The following is a 24,934-nucleotide window of genomic DNA, read 5'->3' on the forward strand; positions in this document are numbered from 1 at the left end:
CTCAGTTTGAAGACATGCTCTTATTATTACGAATTATTTTATATAAAAGTGCAAGCACCAAAACAGATAATGCAGCTAAAGCAAGAGTTAGAGGAAGAGGCACATTAGAAGTTACAATAAGCGCTAAAGATGTAAGTAACGTTAAGGAACTAGCTATAAAATAAAATGCGTTAGCCTCACTAAGCAAATTGCTCATTACTCCCCTCCCCCCACGTTCAGCAGTCTTGTATATATTTATTAAAATTCTCTTATCTGTGGAGGTCTCTGCACTTACATCGTTAATGTGTGTAGAAATTATTTATTGTATCTTTTAAAGGCGATGAATTAGTGCTGCTGAAACTTGCATTAGGACTTTTTTGATTTTGTAGCCCTGAGTTTTCTTTATTCTCATCCTCATCTTCCTTTTTAGGAGATAGAGATTTTCTAGAATATCTTCTTGGTGTGGATGTGTAAGGTAGTTTTGGTTTCGGGAACTGTTTATTAACAGACTCATTTTCACCTATTCCTTCAAGTTCTGATAAATGTTCACTGCTTATATCTAGTTGATTATTTATATCTAACTCTTCATATATAGGTTGCATAAATTTATTAACTGCTTCTTGTATATGGTCTGTATCTTGCATGTATTGTTGTTCTTCTGAACCAGAAAGTCCTTGCTCTACTTTTTCTTTCACTACATTGAGTACAGAGATTTCTTTGTCCTTTAAACGTTCTTCCGCTTGTTTTTTGAATTTATCCATATCTGTCTTGTGATTATTTTTCATTTCTTCTAATTCAAAATGAAAGTCTTCTCTTTCTTGTTCTAACTCTTGCTTCTTTTTAGCAAGTGTTTGCTGTGCACCATTCAGTTGCTCGTTCAACGACTTGATTTTCTTATATAACTCTTCAATTTTGCCTTCTAAATCTTGCTTTTCCTGAGTTAACCCACTTAATTGATTGTTCAATCCCTTCACTTCTCTGCCTACATTTTCTTTAGCTTTTTTTTCTTGAGCTATTTTACTTTCTAACCCTTGTACCTTGCTCTCAAATTGTTGTTTTACGTTAGCCAGCTCTTCAATTTTCTGGTTCAATTCTTGTTGTGTTGTAACTTGCTGTTCCTGCAACTGCTTTTTTACTGCTTCATCCTTGTATTCTAGATTTTTCTTTTCCTGAGCTAACTTCCTTTCTGATTGTTCTGCTTTCTCCGTTTCTGTTTTTAACTCTGCTTCCAATCGCTCTTTCTCATCATTTGACTTCTTTACTTTACTCTCTAAATCTTGCTTTTCTCGAGTTAATTCATTTAGTTGATTATTCAATTCTTCCACTTCTTTGCTTGCAGCTTCTTTTCCTAGAGTGATTTCGTTTTCTAACTCTTGTACCTTACTCTCAAATTGTTGTTTTAACTCTTGCTCTTTCTCAGCAAACTTATTTTTCTCAACCTCTATTTTCTTATTATTACTGATCATTTTACATGAAAGTGCGAGTATCAAAGTAGATAGTATAGATAAACTCAAGGCAACAGGAAGAGCTACATTAAAGGCTGCAATTGAAGATAAGAATGCAACATAGGGAGCTATAGCAAAAACCCCAGACGCAAGTAACGTAAGAGTAGCAAGAGTACCAGCTATAAGATATGGTGCATTGGTTTTACTATACAAATCCCTCATCCTCACAACTAATAATGATTATAATAGCATGGATATCAAAGGAAGTAAAGCTATAAAAATCAGTATAAGTCTATATTCACTATGTATTTCCCGTCTTCAGTTTCAAGCTCAGACTGCATCCACTCTATCGTTTCCGCATTGCAAACTGCCTGCAAATCATTCTGTGCGGATTGATTCAAATTATCCTCTCGTAGATCTGCTTTTATCATCAACTTTTTTATCAGATGCTTAACTGATACATTATTATCTGCCTTTATCTTTCTGATAATGTTTAATATCTGCACGCAATTATCTCCCATTTCCTCTGAATATTTATCATAGATAAGCTCTTCTTTGCTCGGCCAATTACTTTGATTGTGCACAGAATTATAACTATAAAACTGGTGGTATATCTCTTCCGTAATGTAAGGCAAAAAGGGCGCAAATAACCGCAAAATAACATTTAACACATATGCCAAACTTTGCTTTGCACTTAAGTTTGCCTCGCTGTCTACTTTATCTCCATATGCGCGCTTTTTTGCTAATTCCAAGTAGTTATCACAAAAGTCTTTCCAAAAAAATTCCTCTATTACGCCCAAAGCTTCGCAGTATTCAAACTGTAATAGGTTATTCGTTGCTCTTTCTATAACTTTGTATAACTTAGACAATATCCACTTATCCATTGTCTCGTGAGCAGAATTTATGCTCAATGCTTGATGCTTTTCCATGAACATGGAAACAAACTTGCTAGCGTTCCAAAGTTTTGTAACTAGGCGCTTGCCAATTTTAAATATATTTTCAGAGTAGACTGTATCAACTCCAAGCCTTGAGTTCGCTGCCCAATAGCGCACTACATCAGCTCCATAAGTTTTAAGTATTACATGAGGAGTGATGATGTTACCTTTTGATTTACTCATCTTTTTTTTATCATCGGCTAAACACCAACCGCTGATCATAATGTTTTTCCAAGGTAAAGAATTTGCATGATAATGTGCCTTTAAAATAGTATAAAAAGCCCAAGTTCTTATTATCTCATGGCTTTGGCTGCGCAAATCTGCAGGAAATATCGTATCATAGCGATGATTTGGTAAGCTAAACTCACTGTTTACTGCCAGTGCACTCAGTTGAGGAGTAATTGAACTTGTGGCCCAGGTATCCATTACATCTTGATCTGGAATAACCTCTTCTTTGCTATACCCTTTTGGTAAATCTTTCGATGGATCTATAGGTAGGGCCTTTATTTCAGCTAGAATAATTTTACCTTCTTCTCCCTTACGTTTGGAATACCACGCTGGAAATGGCACACCAAAATAGCGCTGTCTTGAGATGCACCAGTCCCAATTTAGCCCTTCTATCCACACTTCCATGCGTTTACGCATAGTAGCTGGATGCCAATTGCATTCTTTTACTTTATCTAATACTTGAGCTTTTTGCTCTAAGGTCTTGATAAACCATTGATAAGTAGGTAATATCTCAAGTGGTGCACCAGATCTTTCTGCGCACTTAACAGAATGAGAAATGTTAGTGCTTTCTATCAAAAGTCCTTTTTCAGTTAGAACTTCAATTATCCTCTTTCTTGCTTCTTTAACTTTTAGTCCGTTTATTTCGTTTAGTATATCGTCTGTCATCCGAGTAGCTGACACTGGGATCCATTCTTCTTTTTTCTGACCATACGCTGACATGATATCTTCCTCTGTCATCGCTGGCATTGGCTCTTTTTCCTGGATTCCAGTGTCAAGCACTGGAATGACATCATAAAGGCTTATTCTCCCATCCTGATCGATGATAATTTTCATCGGTAGATTATGCTTTTGCTGCCAATATATGTCGAGCTCATCACCAAACGTACAGCACATAACAAGCCCAGTGCCTTTATCTATTTTGACCTTATCATCAGCTATTATTGGAACTTTTTCCTTTATTATTGGCACTACCGCTGTTTTTCCGATCAGATGAGTGTAGCGCGTATCCTCTGGATGACAAAAAACTGCAACGCATGCTGGAAGTAGTTCAGGTCGCGTAGTTGCAATATTGATCTGCTCATTTTCTTCAGTAGAGAAAACTATCGTGTTTAAGGATGACTCAAAAACTTTATCCTCTATTTCTGCTTGCGCAATTGCGGTTTTATCAATCGGGTCCCAAAGGATGGGCTGCATTTTTCTATATGCATATCCCTTATTATATAGATCAATAAACGACATTTGAGAAAGCGTCACAGTTTCCTTGCTGATCGTGTGATATTCCAAACCCCAATCGTAACTAATTCCAACAGACTTAAATAGTTCCTTGAATTCTTGCTTTGATTTCTCAATAACTTCATGGCACATCTCTATAAATTTTTCTCTGCCAACTTCTTTTGCACGGGTTTTATAGGTTTGTTCAACCAATCTTTCAGTGGGAAGCCCGTTATCATCAAACCCAATTGGGTAAAATACATCTTTTCCCAGCATGCGCTGAAACCTGGCAATAAAGTCCGTGTGGCAATAGCTAAATATATGGCCAATATGGAGTTTTCCCGATATTGTCGGTGGAGGCGTGTCTATAGTGAAAGTGTTATCCTTTTCACCATTCCATTTATAAACTTTACTGCCTTCCCATAATATGTTGCATTTGTCTTCAATTTCTTTAAAGCCGTATTTTTCTTCTAACATAAATATTTCTTAAGTTTTAAACTTTAAGCTAGCAACGTCATACCGCCGCGGTATCTCTAGACCCCGCTAACAAGCAGCGGAATGACGATGGTCGGTAAACCTAAATTACTTTAGCTATAGCACAATTAAGTAAATATGGCTACGCCAAAATTTTACAAAAATAACACACTTATGGAAAATATTACTTGACGTTAAGTTTTAAAGGCATCATACTGCCTAAATAATATTTATATTGAGGTTTAATATGTTATATCCAAATGAAAATCAAAATTCTTTACCTGAAGTACTTGCTGCACAAACTGAAGGTACGGCAACTGAGGCAACCACAGCAGTGTTGGATGATAGCACAGGACAAGAAACATCAGAAAACGATGCTGGTAATATCAGTAATGATGAGGTTATGTCGAACAATAAAGATGATCGAAGAGTTGGTTTTAGTAGTAGCACGTCATCAAGTAAAGATCTTGTTAATGAGCAAGAAGGTGTTACTGAGTCAAAAAAAGGAAAAGGAAAAAGATCAGCAAGTGAAAAACTACAACGGAGTAAGCAGCAGTTAAAAGAGAAAGAGGATAAAATAACAGAATTGGAAGATGCAAAGCAAAAAGCTGAGACAGACTTACAAACTAAAACACAAGAATTACAAACTAAAGAAGATGCAAATCAGAAAGCTGAGAAGGAAATAACACAATTAAAACAGCAGTTGCAAGAAAATCATACTGCTGCTCAGTTACAAGAGAAAATAACAGCATTGGAAGATGCAAATCAGAAAGCTGAGAAGGAAATAACACAATTAAAACAGCAGTTGCAAGAAAATCATACTGCTGCTCAGTTACAAGAGAAAATAACAGCATTGGAAGATGCAAAGCAAAAAGCTGAGACAGACTTACAAACTAAAACACAAGAATTACAAACTAAAGAAGATGCAAATCAGAAAGCTGAGAAGGAAATAACACAATTAAAACAGCAGTTGCAAGAAAATCATACTGTTGCTCAGTTACAAGAGAAAATAACAGCATTGGAAGATGCAAAGCAAAAAGCTGAGGAGAAAAATAGAAAACTAGAAGATAAAAGCAAAACAATTGAACAACCAAAACAAAGCAATGCAGCACGGTACACTGCTGGTATTGGTGTTGGTCTTGCTGCTGGACTGATAGCATTTACTGCACTTGAACGTACAGTTAAGTTAGAGATGTTAGTAATGATTGGTATAGCAGTAGCATCTGCACTCGTAGTTGGTGGTATTACATATGCAGTATTACCTAGTACTCAAGTAGATGGAGTGAAAGCACAAGAAGTAAATAAGAAGGGAATGCAGCTATTAACAAATGGAAGTTAACTAAAGGCACTGGGATGACACCATTATAGAGTGAACCAGTGTCATACTACTAGGATGACAAGAAGAGGGTGCTGGGATGACACCCCATAAGTGTTGAAAGTGCTATAAGTGGCATTATATAAGGTGGTTAATGGCATAAATTTCAATGATAATAAAATAAATCAAAAAAGCGCCTTTTTGCCTGTGGTTAGAAGGTTTAAGCGAATTTTTGACGTGGTTTATCTGCTTTCCCAACAACGAAGGTTGATATCAAGAGGAGATTTACATACCATTAATCACCTTGTGTGACTGCACTTTCAACACTTATGGATGACACCCTGACAATTGTCATCCCGCTACTTGTTAGCGCCGCGGCGGTATGACGTAGAGGTTGCCGAGAACTTGTCATTCCAGTGCTCCTTTTTTTGTCATCCCAGTGCTTGACACTGGGATCCGGCTTTCCATATAACCTCATCGAAAACGTTGTATTTTAACGTAAAACATAGTTGATCTATTTTTATGCTTACCAACTTAATAAAATTCCTGGATCCCAGTGTCTGGGCACTGGGATGACATCATAGAGGCACTGGAATGACACCTTCCTAGTGGAAATTGCTCTCAAATCATGATGTTCGTACAGTTGTGGATTCATTCGCGGTACAGATTCCGCTAACTAGTAGCGGAATGACGAATTTTTGTTTTTCAAATTATCGGTAAGCCTAAGTCACTTTAGCTATATATGTTTAGGTTGTAAAATCCCAAGAAGCAGCTAGAATAGAATAAGCAAACATTTACGAATTGAATTTAGTGCAAACAAGGGTGTTGATATCAACCATACTCTGCAGAATCGCAATATGGTATGACTATATGCTCTTTATTGATTTGATTAACATAATCAGCAGAGAGTTTTGTTTTGCAAAAGATGTCTACAGTAACATACTGCAATTATTTGGAATTGTAGGGTTAGGCGCAATTGTAAGGCCACTTGGTGCATTCATATTTGGTCACGTTGGTGACAGGTATGGAAGGAGGATAGCATTAATAATTACTATCTTGCTAATATCGATACCATCAAGTCTTATTGCATTTATTCCAAGTCACAATCAAGTAGCTACTATATTGCTTCTTGCAATCCATATAACACAAGGAATTGCACTTGGTGGTGAACAAGGAAGTTCTGTTCATCTTATAGAGCATTTATCCAGTAGGAAAGAAAACTTAGGGATGTATTTTGGAATAATGGGCTTTGGTCGTTCCATTGGTGTCTTGCTTTCTGCGGTGATAGTAATTATCTGCAAAAAAACTACTGATTTTTGTATCTGGGGTTGGAGATTGCCATTTATTTTCTCAGCTATTTTAGGATTAATTAGTGCGTATAGCATATACACATTGGGAGAAACTCCAGCATATGAAAAAAATCGAAAACAAAGAAATTTACCTGATTTGCCAATAATAGAGCTTATAAAGCGCCACAAGAGAGCTCTTATACTTGCTATTTTAATATCTGTACCTGTTAACGTTGCTGTTGGATTTACCATATTTCTTCGAACACTCGCAAAGGAAATAGCATCAGTGGATGTGTATGTAACAACATATATCAACGAAATTGTGCTCATTATAACCAGTATATTAATGCCGATATCTTCAATAGCGTTTGGAATGTTGGCTGATAAAGTTGGAAAAGAGCGCACTGCAATCTTATTTATAGCAATTACAATGGCACTGTGTTGTCCTGCGTTATCTATTGCATATTACTACAAAAATTACCTTATAATTATGCTTAGTGTAATGGCTCTTTCTATAATAGAAAGAGGTATAGTTCCCATAGGAATAGTTGCATCTGAACTCTTTCCCACCAATGTTAGATTTAGTGGTGTGAGCTTATCACGCAACATCTCTTATGCGTTACATGGAGGATTTACTCCTATGATTTGTATTTGGTTGACTGTAACATTTCCTCAAACAAACCTTGCTGCTGGGCTTTATATAGTCTTCTGCTTGTTGATCAGTGTGGTAGCAATATTGCAAATAAAACCGCAAGATAAAAAATGTGATTGGTCTTAGTTTTCTCTTAAATTTATACCGTAGCCTAAATTAGGTTCTCAATTTCTCAAAAAAATCCTTTAACAAAAAAGAGCATTCTGTTTCTAATATCCCACCATAAACTTCAGGTATATGGCTGCAAAATTGAAATATCTTAGCACCATTTTCAATTCCTCCACCTTTTGGATTATAAGCTCCAAAGTACAATCGTTTAATCCTTGCAAAGGAAATAGCTTGAGCGCACATCGGGCACGGCTCTAACGTTACGTACATGTCAGCATCACAAAGCGTGGAAGTTGAAAATGCTTGTCTGATCGCTAACATCTCTGCATGTGCAGTTGGATCATTGGATATATTGTGTGCAGAAGAAACAACATTGCTTCCACTAACTATTACAGCACCTATGGGAACCTCATCATTTTTTTGAGCGAGTTTGGCTTGCTCTATGGCAAGCTCCATATATTGATACTTAAACACTAGGCACTTATTTCTTATCAATTGCTGCTTTAACGAACGACACGAAAAGAGGATGAGGAGAAAACGGCTTTGATTGAAACTCTGGATGAAACTGCACACCAATAAACCACGGATGACTCTCTAACTCCACTGCCTCTATGCACGTTCCATCTTCTGATATGCCACTGCACAGCAGCCCATTTTTTTCCAAATCATCTTTATAATCTGAATTGATTATGTACCTATGCCTGTGTCTTTCTGAAATAGTAGTGTTACTATATGCATCCATCATTTTAGAGCTTGCATTTATATTACATTTGTATGCCCCAAGTCTCATGGTTCCACCAAGATCGTCATCTTGATCGCCAGCTAACTTAACGATTGGATGTTTACAGTTATGAAATTCTTCAGAGTGTGCATCTTCAAGCTTAACAACATTACGAGCAAACTCAATAATTGCAAGCTGCATACCAAGGCAAATTCCGAAAAATGGGATATTATTTGTACGGGCATAATTTATTGCTAATATTTTACCCTCTACTCCGTCATCACCAAACCCCCCTGGGACAAGAATTGCATGAGAATTCTGTAACTTCTCCCCTATAAGCTTTTCATTTATAGGTTTTTCTTCCTTCTCTCTTGAGTTAACCCAATTTATCCTTACTTTGACTTTATTACTAATCGCACCATGATTTAATGCTTCAACCAGTGATTTATACGCATCAGGGAATTCGGTGTATTTTCCCACTATAGACACAGTAACTTCCTGTGTTGGGTGCCTTATAGAGTGCACTATTTGATCCCATTCAATCAAGCTTGGTTTTGGCTTACTTAAATGAAAGTGCTCCAAAATTTGCGCATCGAGCCCACATTGGCTATACAACACCGGTAACTCATATATATGACTCACATCAGGAGCAGGTATCACATTGGACAAAGAAACATTGCAAAGCTTAGCTATTTTCTCTCTCTGATTATCGAAAATTTCTTTCTCACTGCGGCATAATATAATATCTGGTTGTAACCCCGCGGAATTTAACTCTCGAACTGAATGCTGCGTTGGTTTTGTCTTTAATTCTTGCGCTGCGGTAAGATATGGTATTAAAGTTAAGTGAATAAGGATAACTCTTTGTTTTCCTAATGTGTAGTTAACTTGGCGTATAGCCTCCAAAAATGGTTGGCTTTCAATATCACCTACAGTTCCTCCTATTTCACATATTACAAAATCCAAACCTTCCGTACCATTAAAAATGAACGATTTGATTAAATCTGTCACATGAGGAATGACTTGCACAGTTTTGCCCAGATAATCACCACGCCTCTCTTTCTTCAACAACTCATGATATATCTTACCAGTTGTTATATTGTCATCTTTTGTTGCTTTAATTCCAGTAAAACGCTCATAATGCCCAAGATCCAAATCAGTTTCAGCACCATCTTCGGTAACAAATACCTCTCCGTGCTGAGTTGGGTTCATTGTCCCAGGATCAATGTTGAGATACGGGTCAAGTTTTCTGATACGGATCTTAAAACCGTGAGCTTGAAGAAGCGCACCAACGCTTGAAGCAACTAAGCCTTTACCAAGCGATGACACAACCCCACCTGTGACAAAGATAAATTTAGCTTCCTTCATTACTTTTCAAATGGAACAGAAGTAGGTTCACTTTCTTGCTTTTTTTCTAATATAATTTTCTCTGCAATCGATTTTTTATGTACGTCTTTTGAACATAATCCTGACAATAGCAATGTATTTATAATAAACAATCCAGCAACAATAGCCGTTATTCTGCTGAGCGGGTTTTCAGAAGATTTCACTGGAATCATCGAGTTGACCCCCTGTTGTGTATTACTAAAACCACTTAACGAACTACTTCCAGGCGGCTGCAAGAGCACTAAAATTACTAACACAACAACCAATATTATTTGAAATATACTTAATACCGCTACTGACATTATAGATAGGGCTGAAAATAAAAATCTTAGCAGTACAAAGCACGTAAGTCAAGAACATCTGTCACCCAAGTAGCTTGAAATCTAAGTATGTATTTACTGCCTACCTTATTTTGATTAACATATGCATAAGACTTTGGGCTTAACATGTACCACATTTTAAAATACAAAGATTATGAACCAAAAATAGACGAAAGTGCTTTCATCGCAGGTGGTTCGCATATCATAGGCAAGGTTGAAATAGGAAGAAATGCGAGCATCTGGTTTAATTGTGTGGTCAGAGGGGACGTTGGATCAATAAAAATAGGTAATGGAACAAATATTCAAGATGGAACGGTAATTCATGTGGATAGAAACCCAGGTGGTGATACGACTATTGGCAATATGGTAACAGTGGGACATTTTTGTATGTTGCATGCATGCACAGTGCATGATAAAGCGTTTATTGGTATGGGCTCTACCGTGATGGACCATACAGTTGTGGAGCCTGAAGCTATGGTAGCTGCTGGCTCACTAGTGACACATGGAAAAGTAATAAAAAGTGGGGAAATATGGGCTGATAGGCCAGCAAAATTCTTCAAAAAAATGTCAAATGAAGAAATTAAACATATTACACAATCAGCACAAAATTATATTATGCTAATGAAAGAATATAAAAATTAAAGTCCGCGTGAGGCTAATTTATACTACCAACCCTATTGAGGGACTGCATAGACAGATTAGAAAATTCACTAAACTAAGTACTAGCTTGTACAAACAGGTATATTGTGCTATAAAAAAGGCAGAGTAAAATTGGACTATCCTAATTGGGTTTTAACTATATCTCAACTTGATATTTTCTTTCCTGGTAGATTGAAAATTGAGTTGAGTTAAAAATGCGGTTTGACACACTTTTTTGAACATTTCCTTATTGCCTGTTTTTACAATTTTGAATTGATTCCTTAGGTTATGCAAGAGGTCTATTGAGCAAATCCAATAATATCCTTGATTTCTTTTATATTATGGGTTGCAATTTCTGCTGCTTTCTCTGTGCCTTTTTTTAATATTTCATGTAAATGGAATTGGTCTTTTAAAAGATCATTCATTCTCTCACGTATGGGTGATATAACACTGATAATTAAATCAGCTAACTCTTTTTTAAAGTGTTTCATGTCATGTTTGTTCACCTCTTCACACACTTTTTCCACATTTAAATTACTAAGCACTGAATAAATGTTTACCAAATTGCTTATTTCTGGTCGGCACTCTAAAGTAGCAAAGCCTAGAATTGAATCTGTTTTTGCTTTTTCTATTTTTTTAACAATTAAGTCATCTGTATCATCAAGGTTAATGCACGAATGTTCTGAAGGGTCAGATTTACTCATCTTGCTTGTACCATCTCTTAAGCTCATTATTCTTGATGTGCAATCCAAAGTTAAGATTTCAGGTACGATGAAATAATCCAGTTTATAATGATTGTTAAAAGCTGATGCAATATCACGTGCAAGCTCCAAATGCTGTTTTTGATCATCACCAACAGGAACGTATTTAGTTTGATACAACAATATATCTGCAGCCATAAGTACTGGATAACTATATAACCCAAGAGAGGCTTTTTGTTTATCACCGCCAGCTTTATCTTTAAATTGAGTCATGCGATTAAGCCAACCAATTGGTGTATAGCACCCAAGCAGCCAGCCCAGTTCTGCATGACCACTAACCGTGGACTGATTAAAAATAATGGACTTTTCTGGATCTATTCCACATGCAATATAAGCTGCTGCTGTTTTGAAAATATTACTTTTTAATTCACTTGCGGGAAGCTTATTTGCTGTGATTGCATGTAGGTCGACAATACAAAAAAGAGATTTGTATTTATCCTGTAAGTCTATCCACTGTTTGATTGCACCAAGATAATTACCTAAATGTAGTACGCCACTTGGCTGGATACCTGAAAAGACAACAGACTCATTATATAGTTTCCTGTCATCCAAGTAGCTGACACTGGGATCCATATTTCTTTTTTTCTGGATTCCAGCGTCACGCGCTGGAATGACACCAAAGTTGGCTGTTGGTTTTTTGCTTAAACAATGGTGATGTAAAAAATCTAACCTCTGACGTTTATGCATTTCCATCAGATTTCTTAGAAAGAATAACCATTGCAGGACGGAGCAATCTATTTTTGATAGTATAACCAGTTTGTAATACTTCTATAATAGTGCCAGGCTCTTTTTCATCGTCCTCTCTTTCCACAACAGCTTGGTGTAAATTACTATCAAAAAGCTCACCAAGTGGATCTACTTCCTCTATTCCATGTTTTTTTAGATCATTTATAATTTTTTGATAAGCTACTTTAATCCCCTCATGAACAGGATCACCGTCTTTCAAAATTTCCATTACTTTTTTTAAATTGTCACACGAGTCAATCATATCACGTGCAAATTTTGTGACTGCATAGTCACTTGCATCGCTAATTTGCTTTTGCATTATACGTTTGACGTTTTCATTATCTGCAGCAACACGGCGTAAATGATCTTCAAGCTGAGCTGCACGTTCTCTTAATGCATTAAGGCCTTCATTAAAATCATCATTTTGTTTATGATCATCACCTTGTTGATCGTTACCTTTCTGCTTACTTACCATATCGACAAACTTCTTCTTTTTCTCTTTACTGCTGTCTGACATATTATTACCCTTAAGAATCTAATAAATATATAGCAATTAATTCGAAAATATCAAGCGCCAGCTACATTCGTCTTTCTATGCTCGCATTTAAAAAGTCAATTAAAGTAGTTTTATAAAAAGAATCAGAAAAAGTACTAATATCATTTTGTGCCATATTAATGTAGTGTCTAGCTTTTTCCATAGAAAGCTGAATGGCATTATGGTGATTAATATAGTGTAATGCTTGGTCAAAATTGTGTCTAGCTGAAGAAAAGCATTTCTCCCAGAATTTTTGCTCTGCTGGACTGCCCTTTTCGTATGCTATAATAGCAGGTAAGGTGACTTTACCTTCGAAAAAGTCTTTTCCGACTTGCTTTCCAGAAGTGCCTTGATTAGCAGTATAATCGAGCATATCATCAACTATTTGAAATGCCATACCAAAATTAAAACCAAAATTCTTTAGCCTCTCTGTTTCGTCATTTGTTGCACCAGATACTGTTGATGCAGCTTCACAGCATGCAGAAAATAAAGATGCTGTCTTTTCTCCAATGATATCAAAATAATTTTCCCTGACTGTGTGGGGGTCAAAACGTGTTGTCATCTGCTTTATTTCACCCTTCACAAGTAAATGCGATGCTTTAGATAAAATAGAGAGAATATTTAAATTTCCACACTCTATAAGCCATCTAAATGCTAGAGTCAACAATAGATCACCAACTAAAATGCTTGATTTATTTCCCCAAATCTTATTCGCTGTTTTAACTCCATGGCGTGCCTCACTTTCATCGAGCACATCATCATGAAGTAAAGTAGCATTGTGTATAAACTCTACCGATGCAGCAACGTTGATCCTATCCTCCCCAGAATAGTTTAGCATTTTACATATAATAAAAACTAGTTTAGGCCTTATTTTTTTTCCACCTGAACTAACAAGATGAGATATAATATCAGTAGCAAGCTTAGCACCTTCATCATTGACATTTTTGAAGATAAAGTCCTTCATAGCTGATAAATCAGAAGATACGACATCGTCTAATTTACCATTATTTGTTAAATCAGTATTTAGCATTTTAAAGAGACTTATGCTTCTTGTCCCTGTGCTTTCTCGTTCTCTACTTTCTTCTTTTCTGTTTTCTTTGGTTCTGTTTCTAAAGTTACTATGCCTTTTTTGATGAACCATAGTACTCTTTCAGTTGCTTGCGCGCCTACGCTTAGCCAATGTTTTAATCTATCAGCCTTCACCACAACACGATTTTTATTGTCTTTTGGTAACATTGGATCATATTGTCCTATTTTCTCAATAAAACGCCCATCTCTTGGTGCTCGTGAATCAGCTACAACTACCCTATAAAAAGGGCGTTTCTTTGCGCCAAACCTTGCCAACCTTATTTTAACTGCCATGTTAACCTTTATTCATATATTAGTCACAATTTTATACAATGAGCCGTTTTAAGTCAAATGAATTATACAACTTTTGCACCTTATAATATAATTACCAATAATGTAGGATGTGCCGGGCGCATAACTGCACGAACATTCATTTTTGAAGACAACAAATGGTGTCATGCAAGTAGCTGACACTGGAATCCAGCCTTTTTTTAATCATTAAAACGTTGTATTTTAACATAAAACGGCTACTTTTATGCTTACCAACTTAATAAAATTCCTGGATCCCAGTGTCTGGGCACTGGGATGACATCCTTTCTAGTGAAGATTGCTCTCAAATCGCAATGTTCGTACAGTTGTGCACTGGATGCGTTTGAAGCAACTTATAAGATTTTTGATTATATATCATCAAGTATAGCGTGATTAACTTCGACTTTATACTTTGATTCCAGATAGCTAATTAATTGCTCTTTTAGCGATATCATCACACGTTTTCCGGTGTCAAGCGTGTTTAATTTACCATTTGATGAATGCATTTCTTTTAGAACACCTATTATAATTTCATTATTGTATTGAATAGGGTCTGTCACTGAACCAGTTGTTTTCATATTGAAAATCTCTTCTACAAAAGAAAAGGGGTAGTTTTGTTCATTGCGGTGCATCTGCTGACCTTTAACTAATTCCACACCTTGAATTTCTTCCAAATCTGTTTTTTCCCTTAGTTGAACTGCAACCTCTTGCCCAATTTTAAATATTCTTTCTTTTATAAACTCACTACACCAAAGCTCTACCGCTAATGCCCGGCCTTCTTCAAAACTTTGCAATTTGGGTGGAACGATATCAATGATTTTTACACTAACAACAGCGTCCCCAACGCCCTTGAAATAACCTTTCTGATCCTTTTCTCGCGAAAAAATGAAAGAAATCAAATCACTAGAATCTCCTACGTTATTACCACTTTGATCTTTTCCACTCGCATCTACTGGACCAATAGTTTGTATAGGTAAATTATATTCACTCAATATTTCTTCAATTGCTGAACCATTGTATATCTCATAGTTCACTTGGTTTATGAAATCATTGACTCTTTCAAAAGACTTTTGGTTAGTTAGAACTGACTTTATGTCTTTTTTTAAATCAACTAAGTCTTCATCAGAGATTTGATGCGCACTTTCCACTTTTATTATGTGCCAACCAAAACTGCTTGCTAAAACTTCACTTACTTCACCTACTTTAAGAGCAAACACCTTCTCTCTCACGTCTTCTGGTAAAAAATCCTTAGTTATATTATTTACTCTAGTTTCCTCAAGTTTTGCTTTGCCAAACTCTCCTACTATCTGTTCAAAGCTTGTTTTACTCTCCTCAAATGCTCTTCTTGCTGTCTCAGCTTCTTCTTTGGTAGAAAATATTACATTGAATATATCTCTTTGATCTTTTAGTTCCTGTTGTTCTATTATACCATCAACTTCTTCATCTGAGATCTTGATTTGATCTTCAAAATACTTTTGGCCTAGGGAAATATATTGCGCAGTTCGATACTCAGGATAATAAAAATGGGATTTATTTCTTTCGTACAAATCAAGTAAGGCTTGATCATCTGGTTCAGGAATGTTTGTAACTGCATCTTCAGTTATTTTAACAATATCAACTACTCTAGTTTGGTAGCGACTTTTGTATATCTGCTCATCAACTCTCTCGCCAAAAGTTACCGGATAATTATCTTTAAATAACGAAGTCATGAACATCATTGCAGGCAGAACTTTCTCTAGCTTTGCTATATACTCTTTCTCTGTCATATGGAGGTCATTTAGCGTTTCATGGAATTTATTTTTGTCAAATTCGCCTTTATCATTTTGAAAGTATTTGGTATTTTTAATATGGTTTTTTATAGACTCTTCTCCAACTGTCAACCCCAGCTCACTAATTAGGTTAAACAATAGTTTTTGTTCTATAAGTGCGTTAAGCAAATCATATTTCAGCTTTTTTACTTGTTCTCTACTCGCATCAGATCCAGAAATTTGCTTTTCATAATTTTGATATAGTGATTTATACTCATCTGACGTTATAACTTCTTTTCCAACCCTAGCTACCTCTTCTTTTTCATCATCACCTGATAAAAGGTTGCCAATTCCCATGAAGACTAACAAGCAAGCTAAAAGGACAACGGTTACTTTAGTGAAAAAATTTTTAACATTCATTTTAAACTCAGTTAATTAATGGTTAATTATAGAATAGTGATAATTTAATTCTTGTAAACCTGTTGCTTTATTAGCTAATATATATAATATTACAATATATTAATTTAAAATTTAACTCTCTTCTTAAATAGAAACATATGTTTAACTGAGTTATACTATACCTTAAGAAGGGGGAATATTTTGTTTGAAATATGCTTAAAGGTAAGCACATTTAATTAACTTAAGAGGTGGGAAGTGACAAACAAAAAGTCATTGAATGACAAAATTAATGCTTTTTTAGTTTTAATAGCTTATATTTTAGCTCTGTATACAGTAAGGGATACTTAAATGGGAGATGCTTTTTTGATGTCAATGGAATCTTCTAAGGGCAATAACGATAGAAATAAACAGTTTCTAATGCAAATAGCTGCTTGGTTAGTAGACAACACTGGTTTAACTTTTAATCAAATAGCACAATGCTGTAGGTTGGCCCTTGAAGAAGTACAAGACATAGCTGATGAGGAAATAGAAGTTGAAAAATATAACCCTATTATTTCTGGGGTAATTACTGAAAAAGAAATCGATGATTGCAAAAAAAATTCAAACCGTGTACCAAATTTGATTATAAAAAATATAAAAAAAAGGAGTAAAGCGATTGGTAGCATTCTTGGCTTTGCCTCTACGGCAAGGCGTAGAGATAAACCTGATGCGATTTATTATTTAGTAAAAAAATTTCCTATCTTGGACAATAACGTTATAGCTAAATTAATTAGTACAACAAATTACACAGTTGAGCAGGTAAGAGATGGATCTCATCATAACATGCAAAATATAAAACCCCAAGATCCTGTACTACTTGGCTTATGTAGTCAAGAAAATTTAGAAGCAGAAGTGGAAAAAGCAAAAGTAGAAGAAGAGAAGCAAGAAAGGTTAAAAAATATAAAGAATAGCTATTGAAAATCCTCAAATTTTTGTGCTTTGTTAACATTAAATTAACTTGACTTGCTAGTGTTTATTAGTATAATGTAAGTAAAGTACGGGGTTTAATGATAATTAAGCTTAATACGCACTAAAACTAGCTCAGCCTAATTTATTATCTTATAGTCACATTTTAGGTTAGTAAGCATCAATTAAAATTTTTGGAGGATTATGACAACAATCAATGAAGATGTTTTGGCAAAAGGAAAGGTTACAGCTCAACCTAAAAAAAGTGAGCAAATTCATAATAACGATACAGTAAAACAGATGGTCAATGAAGGTACTGAGAAAAATAGAAAAACATTAGATCTGAGCGAATTAAAAGAGAAAACAGCAGAAGAATTGTTAGAATTAGCTGAAGAAAGAAAAATTTCAACTAACGGTAAAAGCAATGGTAGGATGCTAAAGCAGGAAATGATATTCAGTTTAATGAAGAAAATGAGCGAAGAAGGAGGCATAACCACAGGGAGTGGAATAGTGGAAATATTGCCTGATGGTTTCGGTTTCTTACGTTCAGCAAGTGCAAATTATGCTCCAAGTACCGATGATGTTTATATTTCTAACGGACAAATAAAGAAGTTTAATTTACGTACAGGAGATATGGCATGTGGAGAAATAAGGCCACCTGGTGATAAAGAAAGATATTTTACTTTAACTAAGGTTCAAAGTATAAACTCTACTGAAGTCAGTGAATTAAGAAAGTACGTCCATTTTGATAATTTGCTTCCTCTTTATCCTGAGGAAAGCATAGTACTTGAGTGTAATAGTGGTGATGATAAAAAAGGCTTAAGCATGCGTGCTATAGATATAGTAGCTCCTCTTGGAAAAGGGCAAAGAGCGTTAGTAGTTGCTCCACCTCGCACAGGAAAAACTGTATTGCTTCAGCAAATGGCTAACTCTATAGCTATAAATCACCCTGAAATAGAATTAATAGTGTTACTTATAGATGAAAGGCCTGAAGAAGTAACAGATATGATACGTTCCGTAAAAGGTGAGGTAGTAAGTTCTACGTTTGATGAGCCTGCTTACCGTCACGTACAGCTTGCTGAAATAGTAATAGAGAAAGCTAAAAGAATGGTTGAGCATAAAAAAGATGTGGTAATTCTACTTGACAATATTACTAGACTTGCACGTGCTTATAATGCTGTTATTCCTTCGTCTGGAAAAGTTCTAACTGGTGGTGTAGATTCAAACGCACTGCAGAGACCAAAACGCTTTTTTGGAGCAGCTCGTAATATTGAGAATGGGGGTTCTTTAACTATAATCGCCACAGCTCTTATAGAGACTGGCTCAAAAATGGATGAAGTTATTTTTGAAGAGTTCAAAGGTACAGGAAATGCTGAGATTATACTTGATAGAAAACTTTCTGATAAACGTATATTTCCAGCTATTGATATTACAAAATCCGGAACAAGGAAGGAAGAGCTATTAGTTGATAAGGCTATACTAAATAAAATATGGGTGTTGCGTAGAATACTCAATCCTATGGGACCTGTTGAAGCAATGGAATTTTTACGTGACAAACTACTTTTAACAAAGAGCAATGCTGACTTTTTTAACTCCATGAATCACTAAAAGTAAGCCAGTTATGATGGATATGCTGAGCAAAAAGTAAAACGCTCTTATAGCTAAAATAATTGTATCCGTTCAGGCAATGGCGAACTTAGGGAGCGTTAAATAAACTATACGCGTCAAGTTAAGAAGCAAAGGTAAGAAAATTCAATGAACTTAAGGTGGATACTCTAGTCTTTCTATATCTGTCTTTCACAGAAAATTGTGACCAGTTTGTGGTAAGTTTTTTCAGGAAAATTCTCAAATTATTAATTTTGCTGCTTAACGCTAAAAACAAGTAACCGTTCACGGATTGTGAGAATGAATAAAGAACTAAGCAGTCGTAACTTTTGGAAGGGATTTTGGCCATTGAGACGTGATGTCAAAAATATCGACAACATTCTTTCCACAAATCTTTCTCCACGTTCTGACCAGGTGAAAAAGCTGTTTTTACGATAGCCGTCTAATTTGCCGTTCTGCAAGGTTGTTGATTGACTTCAGGCTTTCATAAAAACTTCCACACCATATCCTCGGTCTTAACATCTTAATGGCTATTCTCAAACCATTCTCGTCATTTCATGAAAAAACCCTTCTTTCGCATTAGTTGTGTAGCATTTTTTAATATCTATAATAGTGCAGCACTGCCTTACGTATTGCCAATCCGAATTCTACTTGCTGTAAAATAACACAATCTGCTACATCACTGCTAATCTCAATCCCTCTGTTTATTGGCCCTGGGTGCATAACAATCGCATCTGGTTTTGCGTATGATAGCTTTTGTGAATCAAGTCCATACAAATAAAAATATTCTTTCTCTGAAGAACTATTATTCATGCGCTCTTTCTGCAGTCTTAAAAGCATGATTACATCAGCATCCTTTATACCTTCAATTAATGAATAATGGACTGAATCCACTTCAGGAAAATGCTTACAAATCAAAGTTGGTGGTGCGACCAAGCTTATCTCTGCTCCAAACATTTTTAGCAACCTTATATTTGACCTTGCAACTCTGCTGTGCAGAATATCTCCACATATCACAACTTTGAGGTCCTTTATTTGCTTTTTGTGATTGCTGATTACAAGATAGTCTGCAAGAGCTTGAGTTGGATGTTCACTACTTCCATCGCCTGCATTGATTAGCGAGCAGTTAACATACTTTGCCAGTGTATTAATGATACCACTACTTTTATGCCTGATTATTATGTAATCAGGATTCATTGCATTTAATGTTTTGATCATATCTTTTAGATCTTCTCCCTTGTTAATAGAAGAAGATCTTATTGGCAAAGTTACAACATTTGCTCCAAGGCTTTTTGCTGCTATTTCAAAAGACGCAAGTGTACGCGTTGAATCTTCAAAGAATAAATTTATTACTGTCTTATTTTCCAAGATATGACTATTTGCAGCTTCTTTTTTAAGGTACTGGTTGGCCAACTTAGTTATATTTTCTACATCATCGACTGTAAGGTCTGAGATGTTTAACAAATTCCTTCTCTTGTTCATAGTTTCCTTTTCAACTACTTGAACCTATTCTACTTCCTTATTACCTTTTTTCAATAGACCTCTTGTGCAGCAATTGTTTTGGTGAAAGAACAGAAAAAGATAGTAAAGTCAAAATTAAGTTAGAAGGAAGAAAAATTTCAGCGAGTCAAGAGTAAGGCATATTAGCATAAATCTTTCATCCCAGTGTTTAGTGGCACTGGGGATTACTTCCACTTACACTCATCCGCTATCATAACAGCCTCAAGGAGGTGCTTTTCAAGTTCACTTAGAGGCAAATCACTTTGTAAATAATTCTCCCAAGACTTTAGTATATCAGAAATTTCAACGCCTTCAATAATAGGGTATTCTTGGTTTTTTTTAGCGTATAACTCTTGAGCCTGCTTGCTTACTAAAAATTCCAATAAGACTATAGCATTTTCCCTGTTTTTTGCGTTTTTTGTTACTGCTGCACCACTGATGTTTACCATTACACCGTGATTGTTGCGATTAGGAAAAAAAGCCCCTAGCTTGTCTGCAACATTCTTTTTATTTTTATGTTCTGATGAAAGAATTCTTGCAAAATAATAACTATTTACTATTGCAACATCTCCTTCACCAGCAGCTACAGCATAAACTTGGTCAGTATCACCACCACTTGGTTTTCTTGCCATATTACTCACAATTCCACTTACCCATTCTTTCGTCTTTTCAAAACCATTATTTGCAATCATAAAAGCAATCAATGACCGGTTATATGGACTTGTAGAAGAACGCACTAATATTTTTCCTTTCCATTTTTCATTTGCTAAATCTTCATAAGTACTTAAGTCCTTAGGATCTACTGACTCTTTATTGTAAACCAATATCCTAGCTCTTTTTGTAAGACCAAACCAATAATCTTCACTGTCTCTAAATTTTGCAGGTATAACACTTTTTAAAACCTCTGAATCCACTTGAGATAAAAGCCCTCTTTTTTTTGCTAGAATTAAGTTCACTGCATCTGCAGTTAAAAATAAGTCAGCTTCACCGCCATTTTCCATGCGTGAAAGTAGCTGAGAATAATCATCAATGATGTAGCGTACTTTAATGCCTGTATTTTTTGTAAATTCATCAAATAAAGTACGTACTAATTCTTCTTTGCGCGATGAATAGACATTCACTACTTGTGAATTGTCAGTTTCGCTGTTTTTATACAAAAAAGTGATGACTACTAATACAACTGCTATTAAGGATGTGAATATAAAGGCTTTTTTCATTTGGATAAAAAATAACTTCTTTCAGTTAAAGATACTCAAATAGCGCAATCTTAGCAAGCATAAAATTCGTTAGATGTAGCTAATATAATTTGGATTTACCGAAGTCAATGTATGAAATAATCGAAATTGTCATTCCAGCGCGTGACGCTAGGCCATAAAACTTCCTTGACAAACCTCGCCAGCCCCCTTATCATAAATACTGAAGCTATTTATTTATCTTCTCTGTACAGATTAAATGACAAAAAAACTCACGTATCTGGCGTCTCATGTTTAATTTTTTGCACTATGTGCACCTTATGTCTTTATAAAACTTCTACCTACATAAGCTGAAACGCGCTTATAAAGCGTTTAAAACATAAAAAAACGCCAACTTAAAAAATGGATAGTGAATAACTAGCTACCCTAGGGTTTCTTTTGCCTTTTTTTCTGTTTGGTAAATTTCTTAACGTTTATAATTTAGATTAGTTGCGGTTTAAAAGCAACTAAATCGCGGTTATTAAGTGTTTAGAATAAAAAAACGCCATACTTGAAAGTATAATGTAAGTAATTAGCCAACTACAGGGCTTCTTTTGCCTTTTTTTTTATTTGGTAAATTTCTTAAACATTTATAGCTAAACGACAACCGTCATCCTCGTCATCCCGCTACGTGTTAGCGGGATCTATGCTTTGAGATACCGCGAATGAATTGCGGTATGACGGTCTGCGGCGGAATGACGATAACTTCGTAATTCCGCTATGTGTTAGCGGCTGAGATACCGTGACGGTATGACGTAGGATTGCTGTCATTCCGCTACGTGTTAGCGGGATCTATGCTTTGAGATACCGCGGCGGTATGACGTATTACTTATTATAGCTATAGTTCTACATGAATTACAAAAGTAATATTTACTAGATCTTAATATTTTAGATCTATATTTTAACAAATAATGAGCTGTAATTAGTATGAATGATCCATTTAAAAGTGAGAACTATAAAAAAAATCTCGACTCCTTGATAGAAGCTATAAAGCTGAAAAACACTGGTGAACAATATAATAAAACAGTGAGGGATTTATCCCAGACATTAGAGAGTTTTACAGATAAGGCAGAAGATGTAGCTAAGTTTGTTATATGTAGTGACTTGAATAATTATATAGAACCGGTGAACAAAAAGCCATCAGGGTTTTTTGGAATATTCAAGGAAACATTTAATAAAATCTTGGGAAAAGATGCTTCAATTCAGGATAACGATATAAGAAATTTTGCTAGTGATAAATTGCCCAGTCTTGCTGAAAAAATAACATTCGAATACCTAAATGTTTTAAAGAAAATTTCAGATTTAGAGCAAAGTAAAAAAAATCAGGAGGAACATAGATTGTATGGAGCGAACTTAGAGGATAGAACAGCGTCAAAGCAAGAAGAAAATCCTTTATATGGGCTACAAGCAGGAGATTCAGGCTATGGAAGTTCATTAAATGAAGAGCATGAATATGAAGACATATCAAATTATCAAGAGAAAAAGCAAAAGGAAAATCCTTTATATGAGCAGAGAGAAGATTTAGGCTATGGAAGTTCATTAAATGAAGAGCATGAATATGAAGACATATCAAATTATCAAGAGAAAAAGCAAAAGGAAAATCCTTTATATGAGCAGAGAGAAGATTTAGGCTATGGAAGTTCATTAAATGAAGAGCATGAATATGAAGACATATCAAATTATCAAGAGAAGAAGAGTAAAATTTTAACAGAAAATTCACAAAGTTCAAAATCGCCCAAAGAAGAGCCAATTTATGCAACAGTTTCTAAAGAACATATAGAAGCAAAAAGAGAACGTAAGCAGAAACAACAACCTCAATCCCTCGTACCACTAAAACCATCGCAAGTGCCAAAAAAAATGTTTACTACTGGTCAAGGAGTTAGACAAGAATCGAAAGTGGTAGTCAAAGATAAACCTGCAGTACCGCCAAAGCCTAAAAATCTAAGCCAAAAAGTAAACACAGAGCCAAAAGTAGTAGGAGTAATTCTTAAAAAATCAGCTGAAAGAGTACCACTAAAATCTGAAAATCAAGACAATAGGAAATCAGCACAAAAAGCTGCTGGTAAGGCGATACTAAAAGTAGCAGCAGCCACTATGAAAGGAGGAGCTAATCGCGAGATGGGCAGTAAAGTAAAGGCATTAAAAGAAAAATTTGAGCAAAATCAAGTAAAAGGAAATGCTAATGTACGGCTTGCTGAAAGCAAAACCACCCCAGCAACACAAGCGGATATCGGTGTGAAGAAAAAACAATCTCATTCATTTCCAACAGAAAATAAAAGATCTGCAACGAAACACATAACAGCAAAATCTGATCCAAAATCTCATGTCAGCAAAAATCCTCCTTCCACACAAGTAAGTGTTAAGGAAATGGTTGCACAAATTGAGAAAGGAAAAGGAGGAAGATAGTAACATTTGGGAAAAAAACATATGTGTCAAGTCAAGAGATTGTGAGCAAACTTAGGAAATTATAGCTAAACGACAACCGTCATCCCGCAGCAGGATCTCTTGTTAGCGGATGAGATACCGCGAATGAATCGCGGTATGACGGTTCGCGGTGGCATGACGATAACTTCGTCATTCCGCTACTAGTTAGCGCCGCGGCGGTATGACGTGTTGCTTGGGTCAGCTAGGCTCTGTGGACAAAATTTTAGAGAAGCCATACAAGAGCTCCAACAAAATTGAGAAAACCCATAAAAACCTCAGCAGTTTTATCAAATCTGGAAAAAATGCGCCTAAAATTTTTAATTTTACCAAAAAAACACTCAATCAAATGACGTTCTTTGTAGATATGCTCATCGTAATACCTTTGCACTTTTCGATTCCGTTTTGGCGGAATAACTACTGTACATCCCTTGTCTTCAAGACTTGTAACAAAGGCATTGCTATCGTAGCCCTTGTCAGCTACTACAGTAGAGTTATAGATACTTTCGGTCAACACTTGTGCCTGCGTAATTTCATTTCTTTGACCAGGAGTCAGAGTAAATTTAAGTGGATTTCCAAGTGCATCGACAAGCGCATGTATTTTAGTTGTAAAGCCACCTTTGCTCCTCCCTAAAGCTTCTTGATCCTTGGAGTTTTTTGTATATCCAGATGAACATGGATGGGCTCGGATGATCGTACCGTCGATTATAGCAACTTCTAAATCAGGCTCTTGTTTAGTATATTCAAGCAATTTTTTCCAGACATCTCTTTCACACCATCTTTTAAATCGCTTATGTATACTCCTGTAATTACCATAAGTTTTTGGTAAAAGTCTCCATTGGCAACCACTTCGCACTATGTACCACACTGCCTCTATGAATATTCTTAAACGTTTTTCATCTTTGCTGTGCATTCCTTTTACGCTTTTTATGAACTCTAAAATTTGTTTCCAATTTTCCTCTTTGATGTAATATTGCATATGGTA

Annotated in this window: 20 protein-coding genes and 2 pseudogenes; 8 read left to right on the forward strand and 14 right to left on the reverse strand. The window is 35.6% G+C overall.

Features of this window, described 5'->3' with window-relative positions:
• Positions 1-14 precede the first annotated feature (14 nt).
• Positions 15-164: a hypothetical protein gene (locus tag OPR26_RS03860; RefSeq protein WP_265015504.1), complete on the forward strand. Its 150-nt coding sequence runs from the start codon at positions 15-17 to the stop codon at positions 162-164.
• Between the two features lie 114 nt (positions 165-278).
• Here OPR26_RS03860 and OPR26_RS03865 read toward each other — a convergent pair whose 3' ends face one another.
• On the reverse strand, positions 279-1,637 hold the full coding sequence (locus OPR26_RS03865) for a coiled-coil domain-containing protein (protein ID WP_265015505.1): 1,359 nt from the start codon (positions 1,635-1,637) through the stop codon (positions 279-281).
• A 68-nt stretch (positions 1,638-1,705) separates the two neighbouring features.
• Positions 1,706-4,276: a valine--tRNA ligase gene (locus OPR26_RS03870; RefSeq protein ID WP_265015506.1), complete on the reverse strand. Its 2,571-nt coding sequence runs from the start codon at positions 4,274-4,276 to the stop codon at positions 1,706-1,708.
• Positions 4,277-4,520: 244 nt separating this feature from the next.
• Here OPR26_RS03870 and OPR26_RS03875 point away from each other — a divergent pair, with 244 nt between their 5' ends.
• Together OPR26_RS03875 and OPR26_RS03880 are read left to right on the forward strand one after the other, a co-directional pair.
• Entirely contained in the window at positions 4,521-5,612 is a 1,092-nt protein-coding gene (locus OPR26_RS03875; protein ID WP_265015507.1) for a coiled-coil domain-containing protein, read from the forward strand.
• Between the two features lie 846 nt (positions 5,613-6,458).
• Positions 6,459-7,655, forward strand: coding sequence for an MFS transporter (locus OPR26_RS03880; protein WP_265015508.1), 1,197 nt, complete (start codon positions 6,459-6,461; stop codon positions 7,653-7,655).
• Positions 7,656-7,685: 30 nt separating this feature from the next.
• Here the strand turns inward: OPR26_RS03880 and OPR26_RS03885 are convergent, their stop codons facing one another.
• From OPR26_RS03885 to secG, 3 genes are read right to left on the reverse strand one after another with little or no spacing between them, the layout of a single operon-like run.
• Positions 7,686-8,093 carry a nucleoside deaminase gene (locus tag OPR26_RS03885; RefSeq protein ID WP_265015509.1) on the reverse strand — a complete coding sequence of 136 codons (408 nt, stop codon included), beginning with the start codon at positions 8,091-8,093 and terminating at the stop codon, positions 7,686-7,688.
• A 25-nt stretch (positions 8,094-8,118) separates the two neighbouring features.
• The gene (locus OPR26_RS03890; protein ID WP_265015510.1) at positions 8,119-9,723 is read right to left on the reverse strand and encodes a CTP synthase; all 1,605 of its coding nucleotides are present in this window, start codon (positions 9,721-9,723) and stop codon (positions 8,119-8,121) included.
• A complete protein-coding gene (gene secG / locus OPR26_RS03895; RefSeq protein WP_265015511.1) occupies positions 9,723-10,043 on the reverse strand; it encodes a preprotein translocase subunit SecG in 321 nt (106 codons plus the stop codon). The genes OPR26_RS03890 and secG overlap by 1 nt, the downstream gene beginning before the upstream one ends.
• 144 nt (positions 10,044-10,187) lie before the next feature.
• Between secG and OPR26_RS03900 the strand changes: the two genes are divergently transcribed.
• Both OPR26_RS03900 and OPR26_RS03905 read left to right on the forward strand, forming a co-directional pair.
• Positions 10,188-10,703 (forward strand): gamma carbonic anhydrase family protein, encoded by a 516-nt coding sequence (locus OPR26_RS03900; protein ID WP_265015512.1) that lies wholly within the window; start codon positions 10,188-10,190, stop codon positions 10,701-10,703.
• 10 nt (positions 10,704-10,713) lie between these two features.
• A pseudogene (locus tag OPR26_RS03905) lies at positions 10,714-10,913 on the forward strand (IS256 family transposase); the annotation flags it as partial.
• 86 nt (positions 10,914-10,999) lie between these two features.
• Here OPR26_RS03905 and trpS read toward each other — a convergent pair.
• The 5 genes from trpS to OPR26_RS03930 all read right to left on the reverse strand — a co-directional run bounded on the left by trpS (position 11,000) and on the right by OPR26_RS03930 (position 16,267).
• Entirely contained in the window at positions 11,000-12,034 is a 1,035-nt protein-coding gene (trpS, locus tag OPR26_RS03910; RefSeq protein WP_265016287.1) for a tryptophan--tRNA ligase, read from the reverse strand.
• A 106-nt stretch (positions 12,035-12,140) separates the two neighbouring features.
• A complete protein-coding gene (locus OPR26_RS03915; RefSeq protein WP_265015513.1) occupies positions 12,141-12,704 on the reverse strand; it encodes a nucleotide exchange factor GrpE in 564 nt (187 codons plus the stop codon).
• 61 nt (positions 12,705-12,765) lie between these two features.
• Positions 12,766-13,752 carry a polyprenyl synthetase family protein gene (locus OPR26_RS03920; protein ID WP_064124721.1) on the reverse strand — a complete coding sequence of 329 codons (987 nt, stop codon included), beginning with the start codon at positions 13,750-13,752 and terminating at the stop codon, positions 12,766-12,768.
• Positions 13,753-13,763: 11 nt separating this feature from the next.
• A complete protein-coding gene (rpsP, locus tag OPR26_RS03925) occupies positions 13,764-14,084 on the reverse strand; it encodes a 30S ribosomal protein S16 (protein ID WP_253302464.1) in 321 nt (106 codons plus the stop codon).
• Positions 14,085-14,467: 383 nt separating this feature from the next.
• Positions 14,468-16,267 (reverse strand): peptidylprolyl isomerase, encoded by a 1,800-nt coding sequence (locus OPR26_RS03930; RefSeq protein WP_265015514.1) that lies wholly within the window; start codon positions 16,265-16,267, stop codon positions 14,468-14,470.
• A 327-nt stretch (positions 16,268-16,594) separates the two neighbouring features.
• On the opposite strand from OPR26_RS03930, the gene OPR26_RS03935 reads away from it, so the two are divergent.
• Together OPR26_RS03935 and rho are read left to right on the forward strand one after the other, a co-directional pair.
• Entirely contained in the window at positions 16,595-17,203 is a 609-nt protein-coding gene (locus OPR26_RS03935) for a cell cycle transcriptional regulator TrcR (RefSeq protein WP_064124724.1), read from the forward strand.
• Positions 17,204-17,395: 192 nt separating this feature from the next.
• Positions 17,396-18,799 (forward strand): transcription termination factor Rho, encoded by a 1,404-nt coding sequence (rho, locus tag OPR26_RS03940; RefSeq protein WP_265015515.1) that lies wholly within the window; start codon positions 17,396-17,398, stop codon positions 18,797-18,799.
• Between the two features lie 121 nt (positions 18,800-18,920).
• On the opposite strand, the pseudogene OPR26_RS03945 reads toward rho, so the two are convergent.
• From OPR26_RS03945 to OPR26_RS03955, 3 genes and pseudogenes are all read right to left on the reverse strand, one after another.
• Positions 18,921-19,073: pseudogene (locus OPR26_RS03945) on the reverse strand (IS4 family transposase); the annotation flags it as partial.
• A 320-nt stretch (positions 19,074-19,393) separates the two neighbouring features.
• A complete protein-coding gene (locus OPR26_RS03950; RefSeq protein ID WP_265015516.1) occupies positions 19,394-20,278 on the reverse strand; it encodes an aspartate carbamoyltransferase catalytic subunit in 885 nt (294 codons plus the stop codon).
• 203 nt (positions 20,279-20,481) lie between these two features.
• Entirely contained in the window at positions 20,482-21,513 is a 1,032-nt protein-coding gene (locus tag OPR26_RS03955; protein ID WP_265015517.1) for an extracellular solute-binding protein, read from the reverse strand.
• Between the two features lie 942 nt (positions 21,514-22,455).
• Here OPR26_RS03955 and OPR26_RS03960 point away from each other — a divergent pair.
• Positions 22,456-23,934, forward strand: a complete 1,479-nt coding sequence (locus OPR26_RS03960; protein ID WP_265015518.1) for a hypothetical protein — start codon at positions 22,456-22,458, stop codon at positions 23,932-23,934.
• Between the two features lie 241 nt (positions 23,935-24,175).
• Here OPR26_RS03960 and OPR26_RS03965 read toward each other — a convergent pair whose 3' ends face one another.
• Positions 24,176-24,928 (reverse strand): IS5 family transposase, encoded by a 753-nt coding sequence (locus OPR26_RS03965; RefSeq protein WP_264702259.1) that lies wholly within the window; start codon positions 24,926-24,928, stop codon positions 24,176-24,178.
• Positions 24,929-24,934 lie beyond the last annotated feature (6 nt).

This window comes from Wolbachia endosymbiont (group A) of Anoplius nigerrimus, assembly GCF_947251795.1.
Lineage (GTDB): Bacteria > Pseudomonadota > Alphaproteobacteria > Rickettsiales > Anaplasmataceae > Wolbachia.